Here is a 23,519-nt window from a genome sequence, read left to right as displayed (position 1 = left end):
ATTGCGCCGCGACAAAAGCTCCGTAATTTCCTGCCACCGCGTAAACCACGTCTTTACGCGCTTCGGTATAGACCTTTGAGGCAATGGTGAATTGTCGGCACACCTAGCCGACAAGTCTGGCGTAACTGGGGTTCTATGGCGCACGATTCGGTCCAAATTGTCAGTCGTGGCGGCGCCTGGGGCGCGTTGGGCGCGCTTGCCTCCTCCGATGGCAGCGCCAGCCATGTGTATGTTCGCAGCCTTGTTCTGGGCAGCGAGAGCCCGCGCGACCTGGCCGACGCGGTCCATTATCTCTGCCTGCTGCACGGCCGCCATCCCGGCCTGATCGATCATGCGCTTGCGCACGACCTCGAACCGGTCGAACGCGAATGGCTCGAAGCTTCGGCCGATGCCTTCGTTACCGAACGCAGCTATCTGGTGCGGCTTGTCGCGGCGGCGGGGCCCCTGCCCTCCACGCCCGGCCAGGCCGAATCGGAAGCCGCCGCCGCCGGTCAGCGCCATGCGCTCGATATGCTTGCCCAGTCGGATCGCGCAGGATGTGCGATCGGCGCCGCTCTCGCGCTGGTTCTCGACTGGCAACCGATGCGCGCCATCCTCGATGTCGCGGCGCAGCGGCTCGGCATCGATCCGCCGGCCAGTTCCCTCCCCCTCGAATCGGAAACCGCGGCGGTCGTCGCCGTCCTTTCCAGCGATGGGGCAAAGGAGCGGGCGATGATGTTCGGCGCGCAACAGGTGTTCGCCCAGCATCGCGGCCTGTGGGACCTGCTCGAAGCGCGGGCCGAGGCACGCGAAATCCACTGAAGCAGCGCACGGCGCTTCCGGCGCTGTCGCAATTGCGAAGAAAGCTTGCACTCGGTGCGCGGCGGCCTCTATCCCTCCCGCCATGCGCTTTGAAGGTACTCAAGACTATGTCGCCACCGACGACCTGAAGGTCGCGGTCAATGCCGCCGTCACGCTGCGGCGCCCACTGCTCGTCAAGGGCGAGCCGGGCACCGGCAAAACAGTGCTCGCCTATGAAATCGCCAAGGCAGTCGATGCCCCGCTGATCGAATGGAACGTCAAATCGACGACCAAGGCGCATCAGGGCCTGTATGAATATGACGCCGTCGCACGGCTGCGCGACGGCCAGCTGGGCGACGAGCGCGTCCACGACATTTCCAACTATATCCGCAAGGGCAAATTGTGGGAGGCGTTCACTGCCCCCAAAACTCCCGTGCTGCTGATCGACGAGATCGACAAGGCCGATATCGAATTCCCCAACGACCTGTTGCAGGAACTCGATCGCATGGAATTCCATGTCTATGAAACCGGCGAAACGATCCGCGCCGCCGAGCGCCCGATCGTCGTCATCACGTCGAACAATGAGAAGGATCTGCCCGACGCGTTCCTGCGCCGCTGCTTCTTCCACTATATCGCCTTCCCCGATCGCGACACGATGGTCGACATCATCGAGGTCCATTTCCCCGGCATCCAGAAGCTGCTGGTGAAGAAGGCGATGGATATCTTCTACGATGTCCGCGACGTGCCGGGCCTCAAGAAAAAACCGAGCACCAGCGAGCTGCTCGACTGGCTCAAGCTGCTGCTCCACGAGGATATGCCGCTCGACGTGCTGCAATCGCAGGACCCCAGCAAAGCGATCCCCCCGCTCCACGGCGCGCTGCTCAAGAACGAGCAGGATATCATGCTGTTCGAACGGCTGGCGTTTATGAGCCGGCGGCAAGGCGGGAAGTAAGCAGGCCGCGGAACGCAGAATCGCGACGCAACGTCTTATCCGTGCCGTCGCCCCTGCGCAGGCAGGGGCCCATGTCTGTAGCGTTGCACCTCCCATCTGACACAGGTTGCAGGCGAAATGTGTCGGCGGAGTTTGGAGACTGCTCAGAGATAGGCTCCTGCCTGCGCAGGGGCGACGCCGGGAAGGACCGAAAGGCGCCCCGCATCAATCCTCCGCGCCCAGATCGGCCGGATCATAGTCATAGCCCAGCAAATCCCCAGGCGCACACTCCAGCACCGCGCACATCTTGGCGATCGTTGCAAAGCGTATCCCGCGCACCTTGCCCGATCGAAACAGCGAGAGCTGCGTCTCGCTGAGCCCCATCGCTTCGGCGAGTTGCTTGCCTGTCATGCCGCGCTTGGCCAGCACGGCATCGAGCGTCACCTGCACCGGCATCAGAAGAATTCGTCCAGTTCTTGACGCATCGCCGCGGCCTGCCGCAGCAATTGCGAGACGAGCACCAGCGTCGCGCCGATGATGCCCAGAGTGACTTCCGCGCCGTCAAACCGCGTGAACGGCGCGCGTCCGAAGATCAGTCCGCTGAGCAACGTCGTCCCGAACACCTGGAACAGCGCGCCGAAGAACAGCGCCAGCCCCACGCGAAGCAACAGCTTCGGCACGACCTGATCGAACCCGCGGCCCTGCGCGATGGATTTGAGCGCCTGACGGACCATCCAGATTGCCCAGACATACACATACATCGGCGCAAAATTGACGAGGATATATCCCGCCTGCGCGCCGCCGGTCCGCCACACCATCGTCAATTGCAGCACCGCGAGCAGCGCCAGCAGCACGAACGGCACCGTCACCAGCCACATCAGCACGCGGGCACGCGCCCGCAATCCATCGATCGTCATCGGTCTTCCCGGCTCGAAAATTTAACCTTGACTTAAATTCGCATGACCGCATCATTTAAGCAAGACTTAAATTCGGAGTCGAAAATGTCTGCTGCTCTCGAAACCTCTGCCCTGACCAAGCGCTTCGGAAAGGCGCCCGCTGCCGTCGACAATCTGTCCATCACCGTGCCGCGACGGGCGATTTACGGCTTTCTTGGCGCCAATGGCGCGGGAAAGACGACGACGCTCAAGCTCGTGCTGGGCCTTCTCCGCCCCGATGCCGGCAGCATCCGGTTGTTCGGAAAGCCCCGTGCCGAAGCATCGGCGCGCATCGGTTCGCTGATCGAAACGCCGTCGCTTTACGATCACCTCACCGGCCGCGAAAATCTCGACATTGCGCGCCGGCTGCTCGGCCTGCCGCCCCGCGAAATCGATCGGGTGCTCGAAATCGTCGATCTCGACCGCAGCGCCGCCAGGCGACGGGCCGGCGGCTATTCGCTCGGCATGCGTCAGCGGCTCGCCATTGCCCGCGCGCTGCTGGGCAGTCCGCAGCTATTGATCCTCGACGAGCCCGCCAATGGGCTCGACCCGGACGGCATTCGCGACATGCGCACGCTGCTGCGCCGCCTGCCCGAAATCGGCGACATGACGTTGATCGTTTCCAGCCACTTGCTTTCGGAAGTCGAACTGGTCGCCACGCATGTCGGGCTGCTCCATCGCGGGCGGCTGCTGGTCGAAGCCCCGCTCGATCAGCTGCGTGGCGACGAAGCGGTGGAGGTCGCCACCGCAGACCCCGCGCAATCGGCCCGGATTCTGATCGATGCCGGCTTTTCGGTCGTCACCAATCGCCCCGCCAACGCGCCGATGCTCGTCACCGGGGCGCAGCCGGCTGCCATCGCCAGCCTGCTCGTCGCGCGCGGCCAGTCGCTTTCGCATCTTTCCACACGGCGGCAGTCGCTGGAAACCATCTATCACGACCAGATCGGCCGCGCGGCCTGAGGGAATTGGACATGCTGATCCGCTATCTCGTCACCGAAATACTGAAACTTCGTCGCTCGCTGGCGCTTATTCTATGCCTCGCCGCACCGACCTGCGTCGTGATTCTGACCACGTTGATGCGGCTCGACAAGGACGGGCCGGTCTCGCTCGGCATGTTCGGCATGACATCGGCGGCGTTCTGGGCATTTGCCATGCTGCCGCTCACGCTGACAGCGCTCAGCGTGTTGCTCGCGCAGATCGAACATGGCCCGCGAACCTGGAATTACCTGCTCACCCTGCCCGGTGCGCGGCCCCAGCTGTTTCTTGCCAAGGCATTGGTGATGCTGGGGCTCGTCATCGGCATGACGTTGCTGCTATTTGTCGAAATTCGGATCGCGAGCGCGATGATGGCGCTCGTCAAGCCGATCGATCCGGCGCCCGCCCCCTTCGATCTGCCCACAACGCTCGGCAAGATGGCAATCGCATCGCTGCTGGTGGCGATGCTCCAGCTCTGGGTGGCATTGCGGTTCCGCAGCTTCGTGCCGCCGCTGGTGTTCGGCATCGCAGGCACCTTTGTCGCTATCGCCGCGACCAGCGCGAAACAGGGCATCTATTTCCCATGGCTGTTGGCGGTGAACATGCTTTCGCAACCCGAGCGGCAGGATTTCGCGCTGTGGATGGGCGGTGTCGGCGGGCTGGCGGTAATGCTCGCAATGCTGGTTCATCTCAGCCGGCGCGAGGCCTGATCCCCTGCCCTAGGTCGTGAACCCATAAACGGCACCGCCGAGGCGCCGGAATGGCAAACATATCGGGCCAAAGTGGCCGCCGGGAGGGCTGGGCGCCCTTCCAAGGCCGCTTTGGGTCGAGATGGAAGCCATTCCGGCGTCCCGAAGGGATTTGACCAAAATGGCCCAGCGCTGCGTCGGCAGACCTTGAAATATCGCCATATTCCTGCGGCCTGCCTCCTTGCGCTGAGCCATTTTGCCTCAAACCTCGACGGCGTCGTTTATGGGTTCACGACCTAGCCGCGGGCCTGGTCTGCGGCTAGACAGGGGCCATGCCGGACCGATCGGAACCGTTGCATCGTCGTTTCTGGGCAACGGTTACCGTGCTCACGGCGCTCGGCCTCGCGCTGCGGATCGCCGCGGCGCAGGGCGCCTTGTGGCTCGACGAAGCATGGTCGGCATGGTCGGCGCACGAAGTCGCAACGCCGCTGGGTGTCTTTGCGCATTTCCATCACGACAATAACCATCATCTCAACACGCTGTGGCTGCAGATGGTGGGGATCAGCGCGCCGCCGCTGCTCCAGCGCGCCTTTTCGATCCTGTGCGGGACGCTGGCCATACCGCTCGCCGCGCGGATTGTCGGAAGGCGCGGAGGCAAGGCAGGAATCATCGCCGCGCTGCTGTTTGCGGTCTCGCCGCTGCTCGTCAATTACGGGTCCGAAGCGCGCGGCTATGCGCCGATGCTGCTGGCACTGCTCGCGGCGCTATATGTCACGGCACGCTGGCTCGATGATCCTGCTGCGCGCATTCCAGCAATTCCGCTGTTTCTCGCGGTATTGCTGGGCATGCTCAGCCAGCTGACTTTCGCGCTCGGTGCGGCGGCGCTCTGCCTCTGGGTGGCGGTGTCGCTGTTCGTGCGATTGCCCAGGGGGCCCGCAATCGCCGCAACCCTGCGCTTTGCCTTGCCGACGGCATTGGCCGGGCTTGGCGCGCTGGCGCTCGTCTTCCTGCCCGCGCTCGGCGATGGCGGCTTCCGCTTCGGCAGCTATACGCCGTTCAGCTGGGGGGATTGGCTGCACGGCGTTTCCTCGATGCTGACCGCGTCGGGCGGCGGCGTCATCGCCATCGGCGCGATGTTTGCCCTGCTCCTCGCCGCGCTGGCCGTGCGCGGACAAGCGCCCGTCACCGGTATCGAAGGCTATTTCCGCTTCGCCATCGCCACGCTGCTGGTGGTGCCGCTTCTTCAGATCGGCAATGCCAGTATCGCGCGCTATTATCTGGTGTCGGCGATCGGCGTGCTGGCGCTGTCCGCGATAGCCGCCGCAACCTTGTTGCGTCGGGCGGGATGGCCGCGCGGGCTTGCCCTCATCCTGCTTGCCGCAATCACGCTGGCGTCGCTGATCGCCGATCAGAGCCTGATCGCGAACCAGCGCGGCGATCCGGGCAATGCGATCGCGGCGATGATGCGCCGCGCCCCCACCGGCGCACGCGTCGCGATCGAAACCAGCCGCGCCACTGCGGTACTCGCGGTCGCCGCCGATCAGGCACGCTATCCGCTGCGGATATCGGAACGTCCCAACCCCTGCCCGCCCGCGCGATTCCTGTTCCTCGATCAGACCGGCGGAAGCGCGCTGCCGCCCCAGCCCGAACGTTGCGGCGCCCGCTACGCCGAAATCGCAACCGGCAAGGCGTCGAACCTCTCCGGCACCGACTGGAAACTCTACGAACGCATCCCATAGGTCGTGAACCCACAAACGGCGCCGTCGAGGTTTGAAGCAAAATGGCTCAGCGCAAGGAGGCGGGGCGCAGGAATATGTCGATATTTCAAGCTCTGCCGACGCAGCGCTGAGCCATTTTGGTCAAATCCCTTCGGGACGGCGGAATGGCTTCCATCTCGACCCAAAGCGGCCTTGGAAGGGCGCCCAGCCCTCCCCGCGGCCACTTTGGCCCGATATGTTCGCCATTCCGGCGCCTCGGCGGCGCCGTTTATGGGTTCACGACCTAGTTGCCCTTGGCCACGCGCGCAGGCAGAAGGGCGGCCATGTTCCTCAATTTTCTCGACGAGCTGCGCGCCGCCGGCATTCCCGCCAGCATGAAGGAGCATCTGCTCCTGCTCGAAGCGCTCGATCGCGACGTGATCGAACAGACGCCCGAGGCATTTTACTATCTCGCCCGCGCCACTTTCGTGAAGGACGAAGGGCTGCTCGACCGTTTCGATCAGGTCTTTTCCAAGGTCTTCAAGGGCATCGCCACCAATTATGGCGTAAACCCCGCCGAAGTGCCCGAGGAATGGCTGCGTGCCGTCGCCGAGAAATATCTGACGCCCGAAGAGATGGAAGCGATCAAGTCGCTCGGCGACTGGGACGAGATCATGGAGACGCTGAAAAAGCGGCTCGAGGAGCAGAAGGAACGCCATCAGGGCGGCAATAAATGGATCGGCACCGGCGGCACCTCCCCCTATGGCCATTCGGGCTATAATCCCGAAGGGGTGCGGATCGGCGGCGAAAGCAAGCACAAGCGCGCGATCAAGGTTTGGGAAAAGCGCGAGTTCAGGAATCTCGACAGCACGCGCGAACTCGGCACCCGCAATATCAAGGTCGCGCTGCGCCGCCTGCGCCGCTTCGCGCGCGAAGGGGCCGCCGACGAACTCGACCTCGACGCCACGATCGAAGGCACGGCGCGGCAGGGCTGGCTCGACATCCATATGCGGCCCGAACGGCACAATGCAGTCAAGCTGCTGCTGTTTCTCGATGTCGGCGGGTCGATGGATCCGTTCGTCCGGCTTTGCGAGGAGCTGTTTTCCGCCGCGACCGCCGAATTCAAGAATATGGAGTTCTTCTACTTCCACAATTGCCTCTACGAAGGCGTGTGGAAGGACAATCGCCGCCGCTTTTCCGAACGGACGCCGACCTGGGACGTGCTTCACAAATTCGGGCATGATTACAAGGTGATCTTCGTCGGCGATGCGTCGATGAGCCCGTATGAGATCAGCCATCCGGGTGGGTCGGTCGAACATTTCAACGAGGAATCGGGCGCGGTCTGGCTCGACCGGGTGACCAATACCTATCCCGCGACGGTGTGGCTCAATCCGCTGCCGGAGGCGCAGTGGAATTATTCGCAATCGACTCGGATCATCCGCGATCTGATGCAGGAGCGCATGTATGCGCTGACGCTCGACGGCCTCGACGATGCGATGCGCGAACTGACGCGCAAACGCTGACCGTAACGTCAGCTCCGCCTCCCCTCCGTAACAGGATGCCGGGCGCATCGCCGCGCCTGAAGAACGCGGCGATGCGCGTCGCCAGTCGCGCGTTCGAATCTGCGGTTTGGAAAACTTGACAGTATAATCAGTTCCCTGTCTCCTCGATCAAGGAATCGGTCCGCCAAGAATGACCGATCCATCATAGGAGGAAGAGGATGAAACGCCTTATCGGTATTTGCGCGGCGTCATTGCTGACGACCGTGTCCGCTCCCGCGCTTGCGCAATCCAGCGCGGACCATGAAGAAACCAGTGTCGATCGCATCATCGTGTTCGGCGACAGCCTTTCGGACGGCGGCTATTATGCCGCCGGCGGAACACTGCCACCCGGTGCCGGCAGCTTCACGACCAACCCCGATCCGGTATCGCCCGAAATATTCGCGGCGATGCTCGGCATTGATCTGAAGACCGCCTATGGCTTGGGCGGCACCAACTTTGCCGTGGGCGGCGCGCGCGTGACCGCGGCGAATGCCCTGTCGATCCCGATCGCCACGCAGATCGACAATTTCCTCGCCGCAGGCGGCAGCTTCTCGGCCAGCGACCTGGTTTATATTCAGGGCGGCGGGAATGATTTCTTCTATTTCGGCGCGCTGGGCGGGACCGATCCGACGATCCTGTCGACTGCCGCCGGCGAACTCGCCACGCAGGTCCGACGGGTTCAGGATGCCGGGGCCGGACGCATCGTCACCATGTCGGTTCAGACCGGCGGTCAGGCGGGCCTGCAATTCTATAACCAGAATTACGCGGCGGCGCTGGCGGCGGCAAACGTCAATGCGCTCTATTTCGATACCGACATGCTCTATAACGAAGTCATCGCGAATCCCGGCGCCTTCGGGATTACCGATATCGTCAATCCGGCCTGTACCGTGTCGTCTCTGATCTGCACGCGCGACACGCTCGTCTCCCCCGACGCGGCGGAGACCCATGCGCTGGCCGATACGGTCCATCCGACCGGCAAGATGCAGCGCGTCCAGGGTCAGGCGATCGCCAGTCTGGTGATGGCGCCGGATCAGATCGCCGGGCTCGGCTATGCCACACAGGCAAGCTATCGCGCGCATCGGCGACTTGCCGAAAATGGCGCGATGACCGGCATGGGCGAAGGCATGCGGCTGTTCGCCAATGGCGGCTATCATTATTATGACAATGACGGCACGACTCAGCGGATCGGGCTCACCGAGCGCGGCTTTATCGGCGATCTCGGCATCGCCTTCGGCTTCGGCCCCGATGCGGGCGCCGCGCTTGCCGTCGGCTACAGCCAGGGCAAGGGCGATTTCGAACTCGGATCGGGCAGCTATGACAGCGAAGCCTGGTCGGTCACCGGCATCGCGCATGCCGATATCGGCTTTGCCGGAATCAGCGTTTCGGGCGTCTATGGCACGGGCAAGCTGAACGACATCACCCGCGTGGTGCATATCGGCCCGGTTACCCGCACCCATGTCGGCGACACCGACACCGATTATCTTGCGATCGGCGCCGCGCTCGACGCGACGCTGCTGCGCGGTGGGGGCATGGCATTCGGTCCCGAAATCGGGCTCGACTGGGAACGGGTAACGGTCGACGGCTATACCGAAGCGTCGCCGCAATCGACCAGCGCCAGTTTCGGCAAACAGGAAATCGAAAGCCTGACCGGACGGGTCGGCCTGTCGCTACGTTCGGACGGCGATGGTCCGGTATCGGTGAACATCCGCGCGGCATATGAACATGATTTCGATGACGATCCGCGCAGCTTCACCATGACGCCATCGGGCGCGCCTATCTCCTGGACAGTGCCGGTCCACACCGCCGACAGCGACTATATGAGCTATGGCTTCACGGTCGCCGGGAAACTCGGACCCAATTTGTCGCTTCAGGGCGGAGCCAGCGGCGAATTGTTCCGGGGCGATGAAACGGCGATCACCGCGCATGCCGGGATCAGCCTGAAATTCTGAGCCATCGGGCGATGCGGAGCGTCCTGCGCTTCGCATCGCTCACCGGCACTCGTCCGATCAGGAAAACAGCGTCAGAGCCGCTCGATCGCGCGGCCGATCTTTCTCAGGATCGCGGCGTCGCGCGGCTGACCTTCGGCGGCTTCTCCGGCGAGCGCCATCAGCCGCACCGCGCCAAAGCTCGCCGCAAGTCCCTTGAGCCGCAACGCAGCTGCAATCCAGACATCGCCGCTTTCGGCAGTGCGCAACGTTGCAAAGCTGCGCTTCGCACCGTCGAGAAACGCCTCGCGCAGTTCGGCGATCAGCGCAGGCTCATCGCCCACTGCCGCCGCCAACGTCGCATCGATTGCACCAGGATCATACGCCATCGGGCCGGGTCTACGCCGCGCTTGCTTAAGGCTTTGTTTCGACGCTGTTGGTTCCGCGACGAATCGTGGTAAATGTGAGACATGGCACGCGCGAAACAGGCGAAGCACCTGCCCGATATGCAGGTTGAAGGCAGCGAAGAGCTGTTGCTGTCCGATGCTGCCGGGGATGGCTCCTCGGCGGACGATATGGATATTGCCGCCGAAACCGGTGACAGCGCGGAAGCGGAAATCGTGGAATATCAGGAGGAAAGCGAAGAGGAGCCGACGCCGCTGCGCCGCAGCTGGCTGCTTCCCACGCTTGCGATCCTTGCCATTTTGGGCTGGTTCGGTGGCGCGCTCTGGGCATCGCGCGAAGCGCTGCAAACGGGCATGGCGCCGCTTGCCCTCATTCAGTTCATCGCCGCGCTGTGCGTTCCACCGGCGCTGATCGGTATCTTCTATCTGCTGACGCTGCGATCGAGCACCGCCGAAGCGCGCCGCTGGGGCGCGACCGCGCGATCGATGCGCGCCGAGGCGGCAGCGCTCGAACGGATGGTCGCCACCCTCTCGCGCAAGATCGAGGACAATCGCCAGGCGCTGGCCGAACAGACCAATTTGCTGATGGACATGGGCGACCACGCCACCGCGCGCCTGCGCACCACGGCCGATCGCATCGGCGAACATGCCCAGGCGATCGACACGAGTTCGACGAACCTGGGCGAGGCAGTGGCCAGCGCCGAAGCGAAGGTGACCACCGTCCTCACTGCCCTGCCCCAGGCACAGGAGGAAATGCGCGATCTGACCGGTCGGATCGAGGAAGCCGGGCTGACCGCGAGCCAGCGCGCCGCTGCGCTCGACGTCCAGCTTGCCGCGCTCAGTGACCGCGGCCGCGAAGCCGACAGGATTGCCGGAGGGGCCGCCGAACGGCTGGCATCGCATCTGGCGAATATGGAGGCGACGAGCGAAAAGGCAGGCGAGCGGCTCGAATCGGTTACCGGCGAAATGTCGTCCGCCGTCGACGCGGTACTCGATCGCGCGGCGCAGGCCGTGGACGAAGCGCGCAAGGGCATTGCCGCGCAGGGCGAAGCGATCCTTGCCATGCTCAACGCCAACCAGGCCGCGCTCGACAAGGCGGGGCGCGACAGCGTCGAGACGCTCGGTAAACGGATCGCAACGATCGAGGAGGCAGTCGAACGCATCTCGCTGCGGCTCGGCGAGGAACAGGGGCGCGGCGATGCGATCTTCGCATCGCTTTCCGGCCATGTTTCCACGATCGACAGCGAAATCGCGGCGATGCATGCCGGCGGCATGGAGCGCGCACAGGCGCTTGCCGCTTCGATCAGCGCGCTCAGCGGATCGGTCGGCGCGATGACCGAAGCGATGCATGCGGGCGATGCGACCGCGCGCGGCGTCATCAATACCGCCGAAGAGCTGCTCACTGCGCTCGACGCCTCCGCACGCGAGATGGACGAAACGCTGCCTGCTGCGCTCGACCGGCTCGACGCGCGCATCGTCGCGAGCCGCAAGGCAGTTTCCGAAAGCAAGCCCGAGCTGCTTGCGCTCGTCACTGCCGCCGAAAGCACGCATGACGCTATCGAAGCGATCGCCGATGTCGTGTCGCAACAGCGCGACACGCTCCAGCGCACATCACAGGCTTTGCTCGAAACGCTCGAGGACGGTCGGACCAAGGCCGAATCGCTCGAAACCATTGTCGATCAGGCGATCGGTACGACTCAGCGTTTTGCCGAGGATGCCGCGCCGCAGCTGGTCGATGCGCTGATCCGGGTGCGCGAAACCGCCGCTGCCGCCGCCGACAAGGCGCGCGAGGCACTGCACGGCATCGTACCCGAAGCGACCCGCGCGCTCGAAACCGCAGGCACCGACGCGCTGCGCCGCGCGATGGATGCCTCGGTGCGCCGCCAGCTGGGCGAGCTTGCCGAAACCACCGAAGCGGCCGTCGGCGCCGCCACGCGCGCGTCCGAGCGGCTGACGCAACAAATGCTGTCGCTCGCCGAAACCACGGCATCGGTGGAACATCGCATCGAGGAAGCACGCACCGAGCGCGAAAAGGCCGACAGCGATGGTTTTGCCCGCCGCGTCTCACTGCTGATCGAAGCGATGAACTCGGCGTCGATCGACATCACCAAATGCTTCTCGCAGGATGTGTCGGACAGCGCCTGGACCGCCTATCTGAAGGGCGATCGCGGCGTTTTCACGCGACGCGCGGTGCGGCTGCTCGACACGACGCAAAGCAAGGCGATCGCCGATCTGTATGGCGAGGACGAGGATTTCCGCGACAACGTCAATCGCTACATCCACGATTTCGAAGCGATGCTGCGCCAGATCCTTTCGCTGCGCGAAGGTTCGCCGCTGGGCGTCACGCTGCTGTCGAGCGATATGGGTAAGCTCTATGTCGCGCTGGCGCAGGCGATCGAGCGGCTGCGCGCCTGATCGCGCAGCCTACCACTGTGTCCAGTCGAGCATTTCGGGCGTCACCCAGCCATAAATGTAATTGAGCCCGAACAGCGCGAACATGACCGTCGCCAGGATCGTGCCGCGCAGCAGGGTTTTCGGCAGGCTGAATTTGTGCGGCGCGCTTTCGGCATGGCCCGGCTGCACCGGCTCTCCCACCTCGGCGCTGGTCTTCACGCCAAAGGGCAGCACGATAAACACCGAGAACACCCAGAAAAGGAAATAGATGGCCAGCATTGACGGCAGGCCCATGGATCAACCCTCCACAATCAGTACATCGACAACCGGCTTCTTGCCGGTCCAGCGCGTCGCGGTCCGCCGCACGGCAAGCCGCAGCTTTTCGCGCAGATCCTCGATATCGCCTCCGCGCTTGCGATCGCGCAACACTTCGGTGGCGGCGGCGGCGGCATCCTGAAGGAAGGATTCGCGTTCTTCCTCCACCGGCACGCCCTGAAGCCGGATTTGCGGCACGCCCAGCATCGCGCCATTCGACGTCAGCGCGACCGCGACCGAAATCTGGCCGTTGAGCGCCAGCTTGCGCCGTTCGTTGATCGTGCCGCCATCGGCGGGCAGGATCACATCACCGTCGAGCACCAGCCGCCCGACCGGAACATGATCGATCACTTCGGGAGTGCCGGGTGCAAGCCGCACCAGCTCGCCATTCACCTGGAAAATAGCGCCGGAAATGCCCCGATCGACGCCGAACCGCGCCTGTTCGATCATATGGCGCACTTCGCCATGCACCGGCAGCAGATATTTGGGCCGGATCCAGCCATACATTTCGGCCAGTTCGGGGCGACCCGGATGCCCCGAAACATGGACGAAGGCCTGCCGGTCGGTGATCAGCCGCACGCCGCGATGCGCCAGCACATTCATGATCCGCCCGATGGCGAGTTCGTTGCCGGGAATCTGCTTCGACGAAAAGACGACGAGGTCATTCTTGTCGAGCTTGATCGGATGGGTGCCGTCGGCAATCCGCGAAAGCGCCGCGCGCGGCTCCCCCTGCCCGCCGGTCGCAACGATCATCACCCGGCCGGGCGGCAGCGTCATCGCGGTTTCGAAATCGATCGTTTCGGGAAAATCGCGCAGATAACCCGTCGCCTTGGCCACGCGCAGGATGCGGTCGAGCGAACGCCCCGCGACGCACAGCTTGCGCCCGGTATCGCGCGCGACTTCGCCCAGCGTCTGCAATCGCGCGGCGTTGGAAGCAAAGGTGGTGACGAGCACCCGCCCCTTCTCGCCCGCAATCACTTCGTCCAGTCCCTTGCGAACCGCGGCTTCCGAACCCGATGCCTGTTCGTTGAAGACATTGGTGCTGTCGCACACCAGTGCCAGCACGCCCTGATCGCCGATCGCCTTCAGCTCTTCCGCCGTCGACGGCGATCCGAGCAGCGGCTCTTCGTCCAGCTTCCAGTCGCCGGTGTGAAAGATCCGCCCATAGGGCGTATCGATCAGCACTGCATTGCCTTCGGGAATCGAATGGGCGAGCGGGACATAGCGAAAGCCGAACGGGCCGACCCGGAAACTGCCTTCGTTTTCGATGATGTTGAGTTCGACGCGGTCGGAAATGCCTTCCTCGTCGAGCTTGCCCTGAATCAGCCCCGCAGTGAACGGCGTGGCATAAAGCGGCACCCCCAGATCGAGCGCGAGATAGGGCAACGCCCCGATATGATCCTCATGCCCATGGGTCAGCACGATACCGACCAGATCGTCGAGCCGTTCCTCGATAAACTGCAGATCGGGCAGGATCACATCGATGCCCGGATAGCCGGCATCCCCGAACGTGATGCCGCAATCGACCATCACCCATTTGCCCTGCGTGCCATAGAGATTGACGTTCATGCCGATCTCGCCCGAACCGCCGAGCGCGACGAAGAGAAGTTCCTTACCGGGGGTCACTGATTTCCTATCGCTGGATCAGACGCCGGATAGAGGACAACCGGCGAAAAAAGAGCGTGTTGGGTGCACCTTTCTCGGCGCGCGCGCAACCCGCCTGCGTCTGCGGCGCTCAATGCCGGGCGCGTTGCGAGCGTTCCCACAGAATGCCGAGCCCCTGGATCGTCAGGTCCGACTCAACCACGTCGAACACATCGGTATGTTGTTCGAACAGGACGGCGAGCCCGCCGGTCGCCACGACGCGCGCCGGGCGGCCAATCTCTTCGCGGATGCGAGTGACCAGCCCCTCGATCATCGCGATATAGCCCCAATAAATGCCGATATTCATCTGATCGACGGTGTTGCGACCGATCACGCTACCGCTTGCGGGCGCAGTAATCGCAATACGCGGCAGCTTGGCCGCCGCATTGACCAGAGCGTCAAGCGACAGGTTGATGCCCGGCGCGATGATCCCGCCCTTATACGCACCGCGATAATCGATCACATCGAATGTCGTCGCCGTGCCGAAATCGATCAGGATCACATCGCCCGGATGCGCCTGATGCGCGGCGATCATGCTGACGGCGCGGTCCGCGCCCAGGCTCTGCGGTTCTTCGACGTCCAGCGCAAAGCCCCATTGCGCATCGCCCTGCCCCGCGATCACGGCATCGACGCCGAAATATTTATTGCTCAGCACTTCCAGATTGTGGAGCGCGCGCGGCACCACGGTCGAGACGATCACTGCGCTGACGGCGGTACGGTCATAGCCTTCAAGCTGAAGCAGCTGGTTCAGCCACACGGCATATTCGTCGGCGGTACGGCGCGGATCGGTCGCGATGCGCCAGCGGGTGCGGATCTCGCCGTCCTCGATCAGCGCGAAAACAATATTGGTGTTGCCGGCATCGATAGCGAGCAGCATGGATAGGATCCTTCAGATCAGGAACACGTCGCCCGCGTGAATGACATGGCGGGTGCCATCGGCCAAGCGCAGGATGAGCGCACCGTCGCCATTCAGCCCGGCATAAAGCCCGTCGATGACGACTCCGTCGCCCAGCCGCGCCTGCAACGCCGTCCCCTCCGGATGCGCGCGTGCGGTCCAGCGGTCGCGGATCGCCCCGATCCCCTCGCCGCGCCAGCGCGTGAGCCAGCGGGAAAAGGTGTCGGCAAGCGTTTCGAGAAACAGGCCGGGCGCGGGCGCGGCGCCCTGCGCGGACAGGCTGGTCGCCGAACGTTCGATATCGGTCGGATGATGTGCGATATTGACGCCGATGCCGATGACCACGGCAGTATCGACGCGCTCGAGCAATATGCCCGACAGTTTCGCGCCCGCAATCAGCAGGTCATTGGGCCATTTGAGCAGAATCGGCGCGTCGGGAAGCCATATCCGCACCGCTTCTTCCAGTGCGACCGCGGCCACCAGTGCCAGCGTCGCCGGGGGCGGATCGGAAGCGCGCAGCCGAACGATCGTGCTGGCATAGAGGTTTCCCTCGGGCGAAACCCACGCCCTGCCCTGGCGACCGCGCCCGCCCGTCTGCCGCTCGGCGCGCAGCCACAGCCCCTCTTGCGCGCCCGCGCGCGCAAGATCGATCAGATCGGCATTGGTCGATCCCGTCTGCGCGACGGTGCGGATCATCGCGCGTCAGAACAGCGAAGCGGCAGCCGTGCTCGTCCAGCTGCCCAGCGGTACCAGCAGGAACCAGCCCAGCGGCGAAATCACCAGCGCGGCGATGGTCAGCAACACCCCTTCGACCGGGCTTGTCTTTCCGGTGAAGGCAGGCGCCGCGTCATCGAAGTACATCGTCTTGATGACCTTCAGATAATAATAGGCGCCGATCACCGATCCGACGATGCCCGCCACGGCAAGCGCGAACAGCCCCGCATCGACTGCGGCGATGAACACTTCCAGCTTGGCGAAGAAGCCCAGCAGCGGCGGAATGCCGGCAAGGCTGAACATGAAGATCGCCAGTGCCGCAGCCAGGCCCGGTCGCGTGCGCGACATGCCCGCAAGGCTCGCGATCGTCTCGATCGGCTGGCCGTCGGGTCCGCGCATCTGCAGCACGACCAGGAAGCTGCCGATCGTCATGACGATATAGACCGTCATATAGAAGAGCACGCTCGCCACGCCCGCCTCGGTCCCGGCGGCAAGGCCGATCAGCGCAAAGCCGACATTGTTGATCGAGGAATAGGCAAGCAGCCGCTTTATATTGCTCTGTCCGATCGCGGCGACCGCGCCGAAGATGATCGAGGCAAGCGAGGCGAACACGACGATCTGGCGCCAGTCGGCAATCGCCGGTCCCATCGCTTCGATCGCGACACGAACGGTAAGCGCCATCGCCGCGACCTTGGGCGCGGAAGCGAAGAACGCCGTCACCGGCGTCGGTGCGCCTTCATAAACGTCGGGCGTCCACATGTGGAACGGCACGGCGGAAATCTTGAACGCCAGCCCCGCGAACACGAACACCAGCCCGAACAACAGGCCGATCGAACGCTCGCCGGCATAGGCATCGGCAATCGCGCCGAACATCGTCGTGCCGCTGAAGCCATAGACCAGCGAGATGCCGTAAAGCAGAATGCCCGAGGCCAGCGCGCCGAGAACGAAATATTTGAGGCCCGCTTCGGCCGAACGCATGTCGTGCCGCATGAAGCTGGCAAGCACATAAGAGGCCAGGCTCATCAGCTCGAGGCCGACATAGAGCGTGATCAGGTCGCCCGCCGAAACCATCATTCCCATGCCCGCCGCCGACAGCAGGATCAGCACGGGATATTCGGGGCGCAGATCGTCCCCCGACGTCTGTTCGAAGAATTTGGGCGCGACCAGGATCGCGACAGCCGCCGCGCCAAAGATCAATGCCTTGGCAAAGGCGGCAAAAGCATCGGCATGATAGAGGCCGTCAAACGCGGTTCCGCCGGCCGAGGCCGGACCGAACAGCGCGATCCCGGCACCGATCAATGCGAGTACCGCAACGAAGCTGACCGCGCGCGTCGCGGCCTGACCGCCCCAGGCGGCGATCAGCATCAGCAGGATCGCCGACACTGCGAGCACCAGTTCGGGCAGCACCATGGCCATTTGGGTGGCGTAGCTCATCAGTGCGCCTCCCCGTGCGCGACATCTTCATGGGCGGGCGCTGCAGCGGGATTGCCCGGCGTCCGCAGCGAATCTCCGGCGGGTTTCGCACGGTCGAGCCGTTCGAGCAGAATGACAGTGTCCTGACGCATCGGAGCAAGGAAGCTTTCGGGATAGACGCCCATCCACAGCACCACCGCCGCGATCGGCGCCAGCAGCCAGAATTCGCGCAGCGACAGATCGGGCATTGCGGCGGCATCGGCATTCTTCTGATCGCCGAACACGACGCGGCGATAGAGCCACAGCATATAGGCGGCGCCCAGAATGATGCCGGTCGTGCACAACAGCGTGATCAGCGTCGACACCTGATATGCGCCCATCAGCGCGAGCAGTTCGCCGACGAAGTTGCTCGTGCCCGGCAGGCCCACCGAAGCCATGGTGAACAGCAGGAACAGCACGGCATAGCGCGGCATGTTGATCGCCAGACCGCCATAACGGTCGATCTCACGCGTATGCAGCCGGTCATAGATGACGCCGACGCACAGGAACAGCGCGCCCGACACCAGGCCATGGCCCAGCATCACCATCATCGCGCCTTCGATACCCTGCTGGTTGAACGCGAACAGGCCGACCGTCACGATCGCCATATGCGCGACCGAGGAATAGGCGATCAGCTTCTTCATGTCGCTCTGCACCAGCGCGACGAGGCTGGTATAGATCACCGCGACTGCCGACAGCGCGAAGACCAGCCAGACGAGCTGCGCCGACGCTTCGGGGAACATCGGCAGCGAGAAACGCAGGAAACCGTATCCGCCGAGCTTCAGCAGCACGCCCGCCAGGATCACCGAACCCGCGGTCGGCGCCTGCACGTGCGCATCGGGAAGCCAGGTGTGGACCGGCCACATCGGCATCTTGACTGCGAACGAAGCGAAGAAGGCGAGCCACAGCCATGTCTGCACATGCGCCGGGAAATCGGTCTGCATCAGTTCGGGGATCGACGTCGTGCCGGTCGTCATCACCATATAGATCATGGCGATCAGCATCAGCACCGAGCCGAGCAGCGTGTAGAGGAAGAATTTATACGAGGCATAGATGCGGTTCGCACCACCCCACACGCCGATGATCAGATACATCGGGATGAGGCCGGCCTCGAAGAAGATGTAGAAAAGGAACAGGTCCTGCGCAGCGAAGGTGCCGATCATCAGCACTTCGGTGAACAGGAACAGCGCCATATATTCGGGCACGCGCGTCGTGATCGCCTTCCAGCTTGCACCGATACAGATCGGCATCAGGAATACCGACAGCAGGATCAGCAACAGCGCGAAGCCATCGATGCCCAGCGCCCAGGCGAAGCGGCCGAAGATCGGCACATATTCGACGAACTGCCACTGCGCGCCGCCGATATCGAAACTGGCCCACAGCACCGCGCCGAGCACCAGATCGACCAACGTCGCGCCCAGCGCGATCCAACGCGCGGCCGTCGCACCGGCGAACAGACATGCTACCGCCGCAGCAGCGGGGATCAGCAGCATCACCGAAAGGATGGGAAAATGTTCCATATGCCCGGGCCCCTTACCGCGTGATGACCCAGGTGATCGCGGCGGTAAGCCCGATCAGCATGACGAAGGCATAAGTATAGACATATCCCGATTGCAGCCTGCTCGCGATTCCACTGCCGCGCTGGATCGCCCAGGCCAGCCCGTTGGGGCCGAGCCGGTCGATCGTTCCCTCGTCGCCACCCTTCCACAGGACGCGACCGATCCACAGCGCGGGTTTCACGAACACGACATTGTACAGTTCGTCGAAATACCATTTCCGCAGCAGGAAGGTGTGCAGCACGCTGAACGTCTCCGCCGCCTTTGCCGGGAATGCGGGGTTGCGGATGTAGGCAAGCCATCCGATCAGCAGGCCGATCAGCATCGCCACCGTCGCCGACAGTTTCACCCACACCGGCACTTCATGCATCGCATGCGCCAGATGTTCGTCGAAGAACAGGCTGCCGTTCCAGAAATTGCCGTCGGCCTCGATGAAATAGCTGTGGAAGACGAAGCCTGCGAACACCGCACCGATCGTCAGGACCAGCAGCGGGATCAGCATCACCGCCGGGCTTTCGTGCGGATGATATCCGCCCGTGCCATCGGTGACTTCGTCATGCGTCGCGCCATGGGGATCGGGTTCGTGCCCCGCATCCTCTTCGGCCGGATGGTCGTGATGGCCATGCGCATCATGGACGGCGTGCTGGATATGCTCGCTGCCCGCCCAGCGCGGTTTGCCGTGGAATGTCAGGAACACCAGACGCCAGCTATAGAAGCTGGTGAGCAGCGCCACGAACACGCCGACCCAGAATGCCGGAGTCGCCCCCGCCGCATAGGCCGCTTCGATGATCGCGTCCTTCGAATGGAAACCGGCAAAGCCGATGTTGAAGAACCCGAACAGGCTGCCGGGAATCCCGACGCCGGTGATCGCCAGCGTGCCGGCCATCATCGTCCAATAGGTCACCGGGATCTTTTTCCGCAGTCCGCCATAATAGCGCATGTCCTGCTCGTGATGCATCGCGTGGATCACCGAACCGGCACCCAGGAACAGCAGCGCCTTGAAAAAGGCGTGGGTGAACAGGTGGAACATCGCCGCGCCATACATGCCGACGCCCGCAGCGAAGAACATATAGCCGAGCTGCGAACAGGTCGAATAGGCGATGACGCGCTTGATATCGGTCTGCACGACGCCGACCGTCGCCGCGAAGAAACAAGTCGCGGCGCCGATCGCGGTGATGAAGGTCATCGCCGCGTGGCTGGTTTCGAACATCGGCGACAGGCGGCACACCATGAACACGCCCGCGGTAACCATCGTCGCGGCGTGGATCAGCGCCGACACCGGAGTCGGGCCCTCCATCGCGTCGGGCAACCAGGTGTGCAGGCCAAGCTGAGCCGATTTGCCCATCGCGCCGATGAACAACAGGATGCAGAGCAATGTCATCGTATCGATGCGCATACCCAGGAACCCGATCGTCGATCCGGCCATGCCAGGCGCGGCTTCCAGGATCGCCGGGATCGAAATCGTCCCGAACACCAGGAAGGTGCCGAAAATCCCCATCATGAAGCCAAGATCGCCGACGCGGTTGACGACGAACGCCTTGATCGCGGCCGCGTTTGCGCTCGGTTTCTTGAACCAGAAACCGATCAGCAGATAGGATGCGAGCCCCACCCCTTCCCAGCCGAAGAACATCTGGAGCAGATTGTCGGCGGTCACGAGCATCAGCATCGCGAAGGTGAAGAGCGAGAGATAGGCGAAGAAACGCGGCTGATCCGGGTCCTCGCTCATATAGCCCCAGCTATAGAGGTGGACGAGCGCCGACACGCTGGTGATCACCACCAGCATCACTGCCGTCAGCGCATCGACGCGCAGGCCCCAGCTGACGTCGAGTTTGCCCGATTCGATCCAGGTAAATACCGGCGCGACGCTTTCGCTGCCGCCGCCCGTCAGGAACGGGATGAAGATCGACCAGCTGAGCGCGCAGGCGATGAACAGCGCACCGGTGGTCACCAGCTTCGGGAAAGCGATGCCGAATGCGCGGTTGCTCAGGCCAGCGACGATGAACGCCAGCAGCGGCAGCGCGATGATGAAATGGATGGCTTGCACCGGACGTTTACCCCTTCATCCGGTTGACGTCGTCGACCGCGATGGATCCACGGCTGCGGAAATAGATGACGAGAATGGCGAGGCCGATCGCCGCTTCGCCGGCGGCAACGGTCAGCACGAACATCGCGAACACCTGACCCACCATGTCGCCCAGCGCGGCGGAAAAGGCGACGAGATTGATATTCACCGCCAGCAGGATCAGCTCGATCGCCATCAGGATGACGATCAGATTCTTGCGGTTGAGGAAGATGCCGAGCACGCCGAGCGTGAACAGGATCGCCGCAACGACCAGATAGTGGGTGACGCCGATCACAGCTCGACTCCCTTACCGACGGGCGCGTCGACCATTCGCACCGCGTCTTTCGACCGGCGATTGATCTGGGCGCTGATATTCTGCGGCTTGACGCCCGCGCGATGGCGATAGGTGAGCACGATCGCACCGATCATCGCCACCAGCAGGATCAGCCCCGCCGCTTCGAACGCGAACAGATAACGCGAATAGAGCAGCCGTCCGACCGCTTCGATATTCGGAATGCTCTCATCCGTGGCGGCGATGCGGCGGCCCAGCTCGATCCCGCCGACCTTCCACGCGCTAACCGCGATGATGATTTCCGCGACCAGTGCGACGGCGAGCGCCAGCCCCACTGCGGCATAGCGCGCGACACCGGCACGCAGCTCGGCGAAATCGATGTTCAGCATCATCACGACGAACAGGAACAGCACCGCGACCGCGCCGACATATACAATGACGAGCAGCATCGCGATGAACTCGGCCCCGGCGATCAGCATCAACCCGGCGGCGTTGAAGAACGCCAGGATCAGCCACAGCACCGAATGGACCGGGTTGCGTGAGAAAATCACCATCACCGCGGACGCGATGACGACGAATGCGAACAGGTAAAAGGCGATTGCCTGGATCACAGTGAAACCTTGCCCCCAAGGCGCCGTTGGCCCTGAGCTTGCCGAAGGGCGGGCTTCGACAGGCTCAGCCCGAACGGGTTAGAATCGATTGGCATGCCGCTTAACGATACGGCGCGTCGGCGGCAAGGTTCGCCGCGATGGCGCTTTCCCACCGGTCGCCGTTCGCGAGCAGTTTTTCCTTGTGGTAAACCAGCTCCTCACGCGTTTCCGTGGCGAATTCGAAATTCGGCCCCTCGACGATCGCATCCACCGGGCACGCCTCCTGGCACAGCCCGCAATAGATGCACTTCACCATATCGATGTCGTAGCGAGTCGTGCGGCGGCTGCCGTCCTCGCGCGGCTCGGCCTCGATCGTGATCGCCAGCGCCGGACAGATCGCTTCGCACAGCTTGCACGCGATGCAGCGCTCTTCGCCGTTCGGATAGCGGCGCAGCGCATGCTCGCCCCGGAACCGCGGCGAGATCGGGTTCTTCTCGTACGGATAGTTGATCGTCGCCTTGGGCTTGAAGAAGTAGCTCAAGGTCAGCGCATGCGCCTTGATAAACTCCCACAGCGTGAAGGAGCGGATGGTTTGCGCGAAGCTCATAATCAGATCCCCACCCGCGTCAGCATCAGATAGCCCGACACGAGGAACACGAAGAACAACGACAGCGGCAGGAAAACCTTCCAGCCCAGCCGCATCAGCTGGTCATAGCGATAGCGCGGGACCGTCGCCTTCACCCAGCTGAAGCAGAAGAAGAAGAACAGGATCTTGGCGAACAGCCAGAGGATGCCCGGCACATAATAGAGCGGCGCCCAGTCGATCGGGGGCAGATAACCGCCCCAGAACAGCGTCGCGTTGAGCGTGCACATCAGGATGACGTTGGCATATTCGCCGAGCCAGTAGAGCGCGAACGCCATCGACGAATATTCGGTCTGATATCCGGCGACGAGCTCGCTCTCCGCCTCGGTCAAGTCGAACGGCGCGCGCTGCGTTTCGGCAAGGCTCGAGATGAAGAACACCACCGCCATCGGGAAGAGCAGCGGATTGAGGCCATAGGCATTGAAGATGCCGAGGATATGCCCCTTCTGCCCCTCGACGATACCGCCCAGGTTGAACGTCCCCGCCCACAGCACCATCGCGATCAGCACGAAGCCGATCGAGACTTCGTAGGACACCATCTGTGCCGCAGCGCGGATGGCGGAGTAGAAGGGATATTTGGAGTTCGATGCCCAACCCGCGAGGATGATCCCATAGACCCCGAGCGACGACGCCGCGAGCACGTACAGCAGGCCGACATTGATATTCGCCAGCGCCCATCCCGCCTGAAACGGCACCACCGCCCAGACGATCAGCGCGACCGTGAAGGTGATGATCGGCGCGAGCAGGAACAGCCCCTTGTTCGCCGCCGCCGGAATGATCGTTTCCTGCAGGAACACCTTGAGGCCGTCGGCGAACGACTGGAGCAGACCGAACGGACCGACGACATTCGGCCCCTTGCGCAGCGCCATCGCCGCCCAGATCTTGCGATCGGCATAGATGATCATCGCCACCGCCAGCATCAGCGGCAGTGCGATCAGCAATATGTCGATGATCGTCGCGATGAACCAGGCCCAGCCGAACGGCAGGCCAAGAGCGGTAAACCAGCTGGTCACAGGGCGCTCCCCTTAACCCGTTCGTGTCGAGCGAAGTCGAAACACATTTGCATATCGTCTGCGGCAGGTCCC

22 protein-coding genes are annotated in these 23,519 nt (G+C 63.3%); 8 read left to right on the top strand and 14 right to left on the bottom strand.

Features of this window, described 5'->3' with window-relative positions; genetic code table 11:
* The first annotated feature begins 135 nt into the window (after positions 1-135).
* The gene (locus DKB74_RS03545) at positions 136-801 is read left to right on the top strand and encodes a DUF6975 family protein (RefSeq protein ID WP_109806693.1); all 666 of its coding nucleotides are present in this window, start codon (positions 136-138) and stop codon (positions 799-801) included.
* An 82-nt stretch (positions 802-883) separates the two neighbouring features.
* Positions 884-1,732, top strand: a complete 849-nt coding sequence (locus DKB74_RS03540; protein ID WP_109806692.1) for an AAA family ATPase — start codon at positions 884-886, stop codon at positions 1,730-1,732.
* A gap of 204 nt (positions 1,733-1,936) precedes the next feature.
* Here the strand turns inward: DKB74_RS03540 and DKB74_RS03535 are convergent, their stop codons facing one another.
* On the bottom strand, positions 1,937-2,167 hold the full coding sequence (locus DKB74_RS03535; protein WP_109806691.1) for a helix-turn-helix domain-containing protein: 231 nt from the start codon (positions 2,165-2,167) through the stop codon (positions 1,937-1,939).
* Entirely contained in the window at positions 2,167-2,628 is a 462-nt protein-coding gene (locus DKB74_RS03530) for a DUF2975 domain-containing protein (RefSeq protein WP_109806690.1), read from the bottom strand. Before DKB74_RS03530 ends, DKB74_RS03535 begins: the two co-directional genes overlap by 1 nt.
* An 84-nt stretch (positions 2,629-2,712) precedes the next feature.
* Between DKB74_RS03530 and DKB74_RS03525 the strand changes: the two genes are divergently transcribed.
* The 5 genes from DKB74_RS03525 to DKB74_RS03500 all read left to right on the top strand — a co-directional run bounded on the left by DKB74_RS03525 (position 2,713) and on the right by DKB74_RS03500 (position 9,497).
* Complete coding sequence (locus DKB74_RS03525) at positions 2,713-3,606, top strand: ATP-binding cassette domain-containing protein (RefSeq protein ID WP_109806689.1); 894 nt, start codon at positions 2,713-2,715, stop codon at positions 3,604-3,606.
* An 11-nt stretch (positions 3,607-3,617) separates the two neighbouring features.
* On the top strand, positions 3,618-4,331 hold the full coding sequence (locus DKB74_RS03520; protein WP_109806688.1) for an ABC transporter permease: 714 nt from the start codon (positions 3,618-3,620) through the stop codon (positions 4,329-4,331).
* 311 nt (positions 4,332-4,642) lie between these two features.
* Positions 4,643-6,049 carry a glycosyltransferase family 39 protein gene (locus DKB74_RS03510; protein WP_109806686.1) on the top strand — a complete coding sequence of 469 codons (1,407 nt, stop codon included), beginning with the start codon at positions 4,643-4,645 and terminating at the stop codon, positions 6,047-6,049.
* A gap of 302 nt (positions 6,050-6,351) precedes the next feature.
* The gene (locus DKB74_RS03505; protein ID WP_109806685.1) at positions 6,352-7,530 is read left to right on the top strand and encodes a vWA domain-containing protein; all 1,179 of its coding nucleotides are present in this window, start codon (positions 6,352-6,354) and stop codon (positions 7,528-7,530) included.
* Positions 7,531-7,727: 197 nt separating this feature from the next.
* Positions 7,728-9,497: an autotransporter domain-containing protein gene (locus tag DKB74_RS03500; protein ID WP_109806684.1), complete on the top strand. Its 1,770-nt coding sequence runs from the start codon at positions 7,728-7,730 to the stop codon at positions 9,495-9,497.
* A 71-nt stretch (positions 9,498-9,568) separates the two neighbouring features.
* On the opposite strand, the gene DKB74_RS03495 is transcribed toward DKB74_RS03500, so the two are convergent.
* The gene (locus tag DKB74_RS03495) at positions 9,569-9,862 is read right to left on the bottom strand and encodes an Hpt domain-containing protein (RefSeq protein WP_109806683.1); all 294 of its coding nucleotides are present in this window, start codon (positions 9,860-9,862) and stop codon (positions 9,569-9,571) included.
* An 81-nt stretch (positions 9,863-9,943) separates the two neighbouring features.
* Between DKB74_RS03495 and DKB74_RS03490 the strand changes: the two genes are divergently transcribed.
* Entirely contained in the window at positions 9,944-12,292 is a 2,349-nt protein-coding gene (locus DKB74_RS03490; protein ID WP_109806682.1) for a coiled-coil domain-containing protein, read from the top strand.
* 9 nt (positions 12,293-12,301) lie between these two features.
* On the opposite strand, the gene DKB74_RS03485 is transcribed toward DKB74_RS03490, so the two are convergent.
* The 11 genes from DKB74_RS03485 to nuoH all read right to left on the bottom strand — a co-directional run bounded on the left by DKB74_RS03485 (position 12,302) and on the right by nuoH (position 23,447).
* Complete coding sequence (locus DKB74_RS03485; RefSeq protein WP_109806681.1) at positions 12,302-12,565, bottom strand: DUF1467 family protein; 264 nt, start codon at positions 12,563-12,565, stop codon at positions 12,302-12,304.
* A gap of 3 nt (positions 12,566-12,568) precedes the next feature.
* The gene (locus tag DKB74_RS03480) at positions 12,569-14,212 is read right to left on the bottom strand and encodes a ribonuclease J (RefSeq protein WP_109806680.1); all 1,644 of its coding nucleotides are present in this window, start codon (positions 14,210-14,212) and stop codon (positions 12,569-12,571) included.
* 109 nt (positions 14,213-14,321) lie between these two features.
* The gene (locus tag DKB74_RS03475) at positions 14,322-15,107 is read right to left on the bottom strand and encodes a type III pantothenate kinase (RefSeq protein ID WP_109806679.1); all 786 of its coding nucleotides are present in this window, start codon (positions 15,105-15,107) and stop codon (positions 14,322-14,324) included.
* 12 nt (positions 15,108-15,119) lie between these two features.
* Entirely contained in the window at positions 15,120-15,821 is a 702-nt protein-coding gene (locus DKB74_RS03470) for a biotin--[acetyl-CoA-carboxylase] ligase (RefSeq protein WP_109806678.1), read from the bottom strand.
* Between the two features lie 6 nt (positions 15,822-15,827).
* On the bottom strand, positions 15,828-17,273 hold the full coding sequence (gene nuoN, locus DKB74_RS03465) for an NADH-quinone oxidoreductase subunit NuoN (protein ID WP_109806677.1): 1,446 nt from the start codon (positions 17,271-17,273) through the stop codon (positions 15,828-15,830).
* Positions 17,273-18,811 (bottom strand): NADH-quinone oxidoreductase subunit M, encoded by a 1,539-nt coding sequence (locus DKB74_RS03460; protein WP_109806676.1) that lies wholly within the window; start codon positions 18,809-18,811, stop codon positions 17,273-17,275. Before DKB74_RS03460 ends, nuoN begins: the two co-directional genes overlap by 1 nt.
* 13 nt (positions 18,812-18,824) lie before the next feature.
* Entirely contained in the window at positions 18,825-20,891 is a 2,067-nt protein-coding gene (nuoL, locus tag DKB74_RS03455; RefSeq protein WP_109806675.1) for an NADH-quinone oxidoreductase subunit L, read from the bottom strand.
* Between the two features lie 7 nt (positions 20,892-20,898).
* Complete coding sequence (nuoK, locus tag DKB74_RS03450) at positions 20,899-21,204, bottom strand: NADH-quinone oxidoreductase subunit NuoK (protein ID WP_109806674.1); 306 nt, start codon at positions 21,202-21,204, stop codon at positions 20,899-20,901.
* Positions 21,201-21,812, bottom strand: coding sequence for an NADH-quinone oxidoreductase subunit J (locus tag DKB74_RS03445; protein ID WP_109806673.1), 612 nt, complete (start codon positions 21,810-21,812; stop codon positions 21,201-21,203). The genes nuoK and DKB74_RS03445 overlap by 4 nt, the downstream gene beginning before the upstream one ends.
* A 100-nt stretch (positions 21,813-21,912) precedes the next feature.
* The gene (nuoI, locus tag DKB74_RS03440; RefSeq protein ID WP_109806672.1) at positions 21,913-22,398 is read right to left on the bottom strand and encodes an NADH-quinone oxidoreductase subunit NuoI; all 486 of its coding nucleotides are present in this window, start codon (positions 22,396-22,398) and stop codon (positions 21,913-21,915) included.
* Between the two features lie 2 nt (positions 22,399-22,400).
* A complete protein-coding gene (gene nuoH, locus DKB74_RS03435) occupies positions 22,401-23,447 on the bottom strand; it encodes an NADH-quinone oxidoreductase subunit NuoH (RefSeq protein WP_109806671.1) in 1,047 nt (348 codons plus the stop codon).
* Positions 23,448-23,519 lie beyond the last annotated feature (72 nt).

The organism is Stakelama portus (genome assembly GCF_003171655.1).
In the GTDB taxonomy this organism is placed as follows: domain Bacteria; phylum Pseudomonadota; class Alphaproteobacteria; order Sphingomonadales; family Sphingomonadaceae; genus Sphingomonas; species Sphingomonas portus.
The sequence above is the reverse complement of the archived record's forward strand: the minus strand, read 5'-3'. Positions and strand labels throughout refer to the sequence as shown.

Bases quoted from the DNA above. Each gene is read 5' to 3' on its own strand.
- DKB74_RS03520 (WP_109806688.1), top strand. From the start codon at position 3,618: ATGCTGATCCGCTATCTCGTCACCGAAATACTGAAACTTCGTCGCTCG.
- nuoN (WP_109806677.1), bottom strand. From the start codon at position 17,273: ATGAGCTACGCCACCCAAATGGCCATGGTGCTGCCCGAACTGGTGCTC.
- DKB74_RS03510 (WP_109806686.1), top strand. From the start codon at position 4,643: ATGCCGGACCGATCGGAACCGTTGCATCGTCGTTTCTGGGCAACGGTT.
- DKB74_RS03500 (WP_109806684.1), top strand. From the start codon at position 7,728: ATGAAACGCCTTATCGGTATTTGCGCGGCGTCATTGCTGACGACCGTG.
- DKB74_RS03530 (WP_109806690.1), bottom strand. From the start codon at position 2,628: ATGACGATCGATGGATTGCGGGCGCGTGCCCGCGTGCTGATGTGGCTG.
- DKB74_RS03525 (WP_109806689.1), top strand. From the start codon at position 2,713: ATGTCTGCTGCTCTCGAAACCTCTGCCCTGACCAAGCGCTTCGGAAAG.
- DKB74_RS03485 (WP_109806681.1), bottom strand. From the start codon at position 12,565: ATGGGCCTGCCGTCAATGCTGGCCATCTATTTCCTTTTCTGGGTGTTC.
- DKB74_RS03540 (WP_109806692.1), top strand. From the start codon at position 884: ATGCGCTTTGAAGGTACTCAAGACTATGTCGCCACCGACGACCTGAAG.
- DKB74_RS03470 (WP_109806678.1), bottom strand. From the start codon at position 15,821: ATGATCCGCACCGTCGCGCAGACGGGATCGACCAATGCCGATCTGATC.
- DKB74_RS03490 (WP_109806682.1), top strand. From the start codon at position 9,944: ATGGCACGCGCGAAACAGGCGAAGCACCTGCCCGATATGCAGGTTGAA.
- nuoI (WP_109806672.1), bottom strand. From the start codon at position 22,398: ATGAGCTTCGCGCAAACCATCCGCTCCTTCACGCTGTGGGAGTTTATC.
- DKB74_RS03495 (WP_109806683.1), bottom strand. From the start codon at position 9,862: ATGGCGTATGATCCTGGTGCAATCGATGCGACGTTGGCGGCGGCAGTG.
- DKB74_RS03545 (WP_109806693.1), top strand. From the start codon at position 136: ATGGCGCACGATTCGGTCCAAATTGTCAGTCGTGGCGGCGCCTGGGGC.
- DKB74_RS03475 (WP_109806679.1), bottom strand. From the start codon at position 15,107: ATGCTGCTCGCTATCGATGCCGGCAACACCAATATTGTTTTCGCGCTG.
- DKB74_RS03535 (WP_109806691.1), bottom strand. From the start codon at position 2,167: ATGCCGGTGCAGGTGACGCTCGATGCCGTGCTGGCCAAGCGCGGCATG.
- DKB74_RS03505 (WP_109806685.1), top strand. From the start codon at position 6,352: ATGTTCCTCAATTTTCTCGACGAGCTGCGCGCCGCCGGCATTCCCGCC.
- DKB74_RS03460 (WP_109806676.1), bottom strand. From the start codon at position 18,811: ATGGAACATTTTCCCATCCTTTCGGTGATGCTGCTGATCCCCGCTGCT.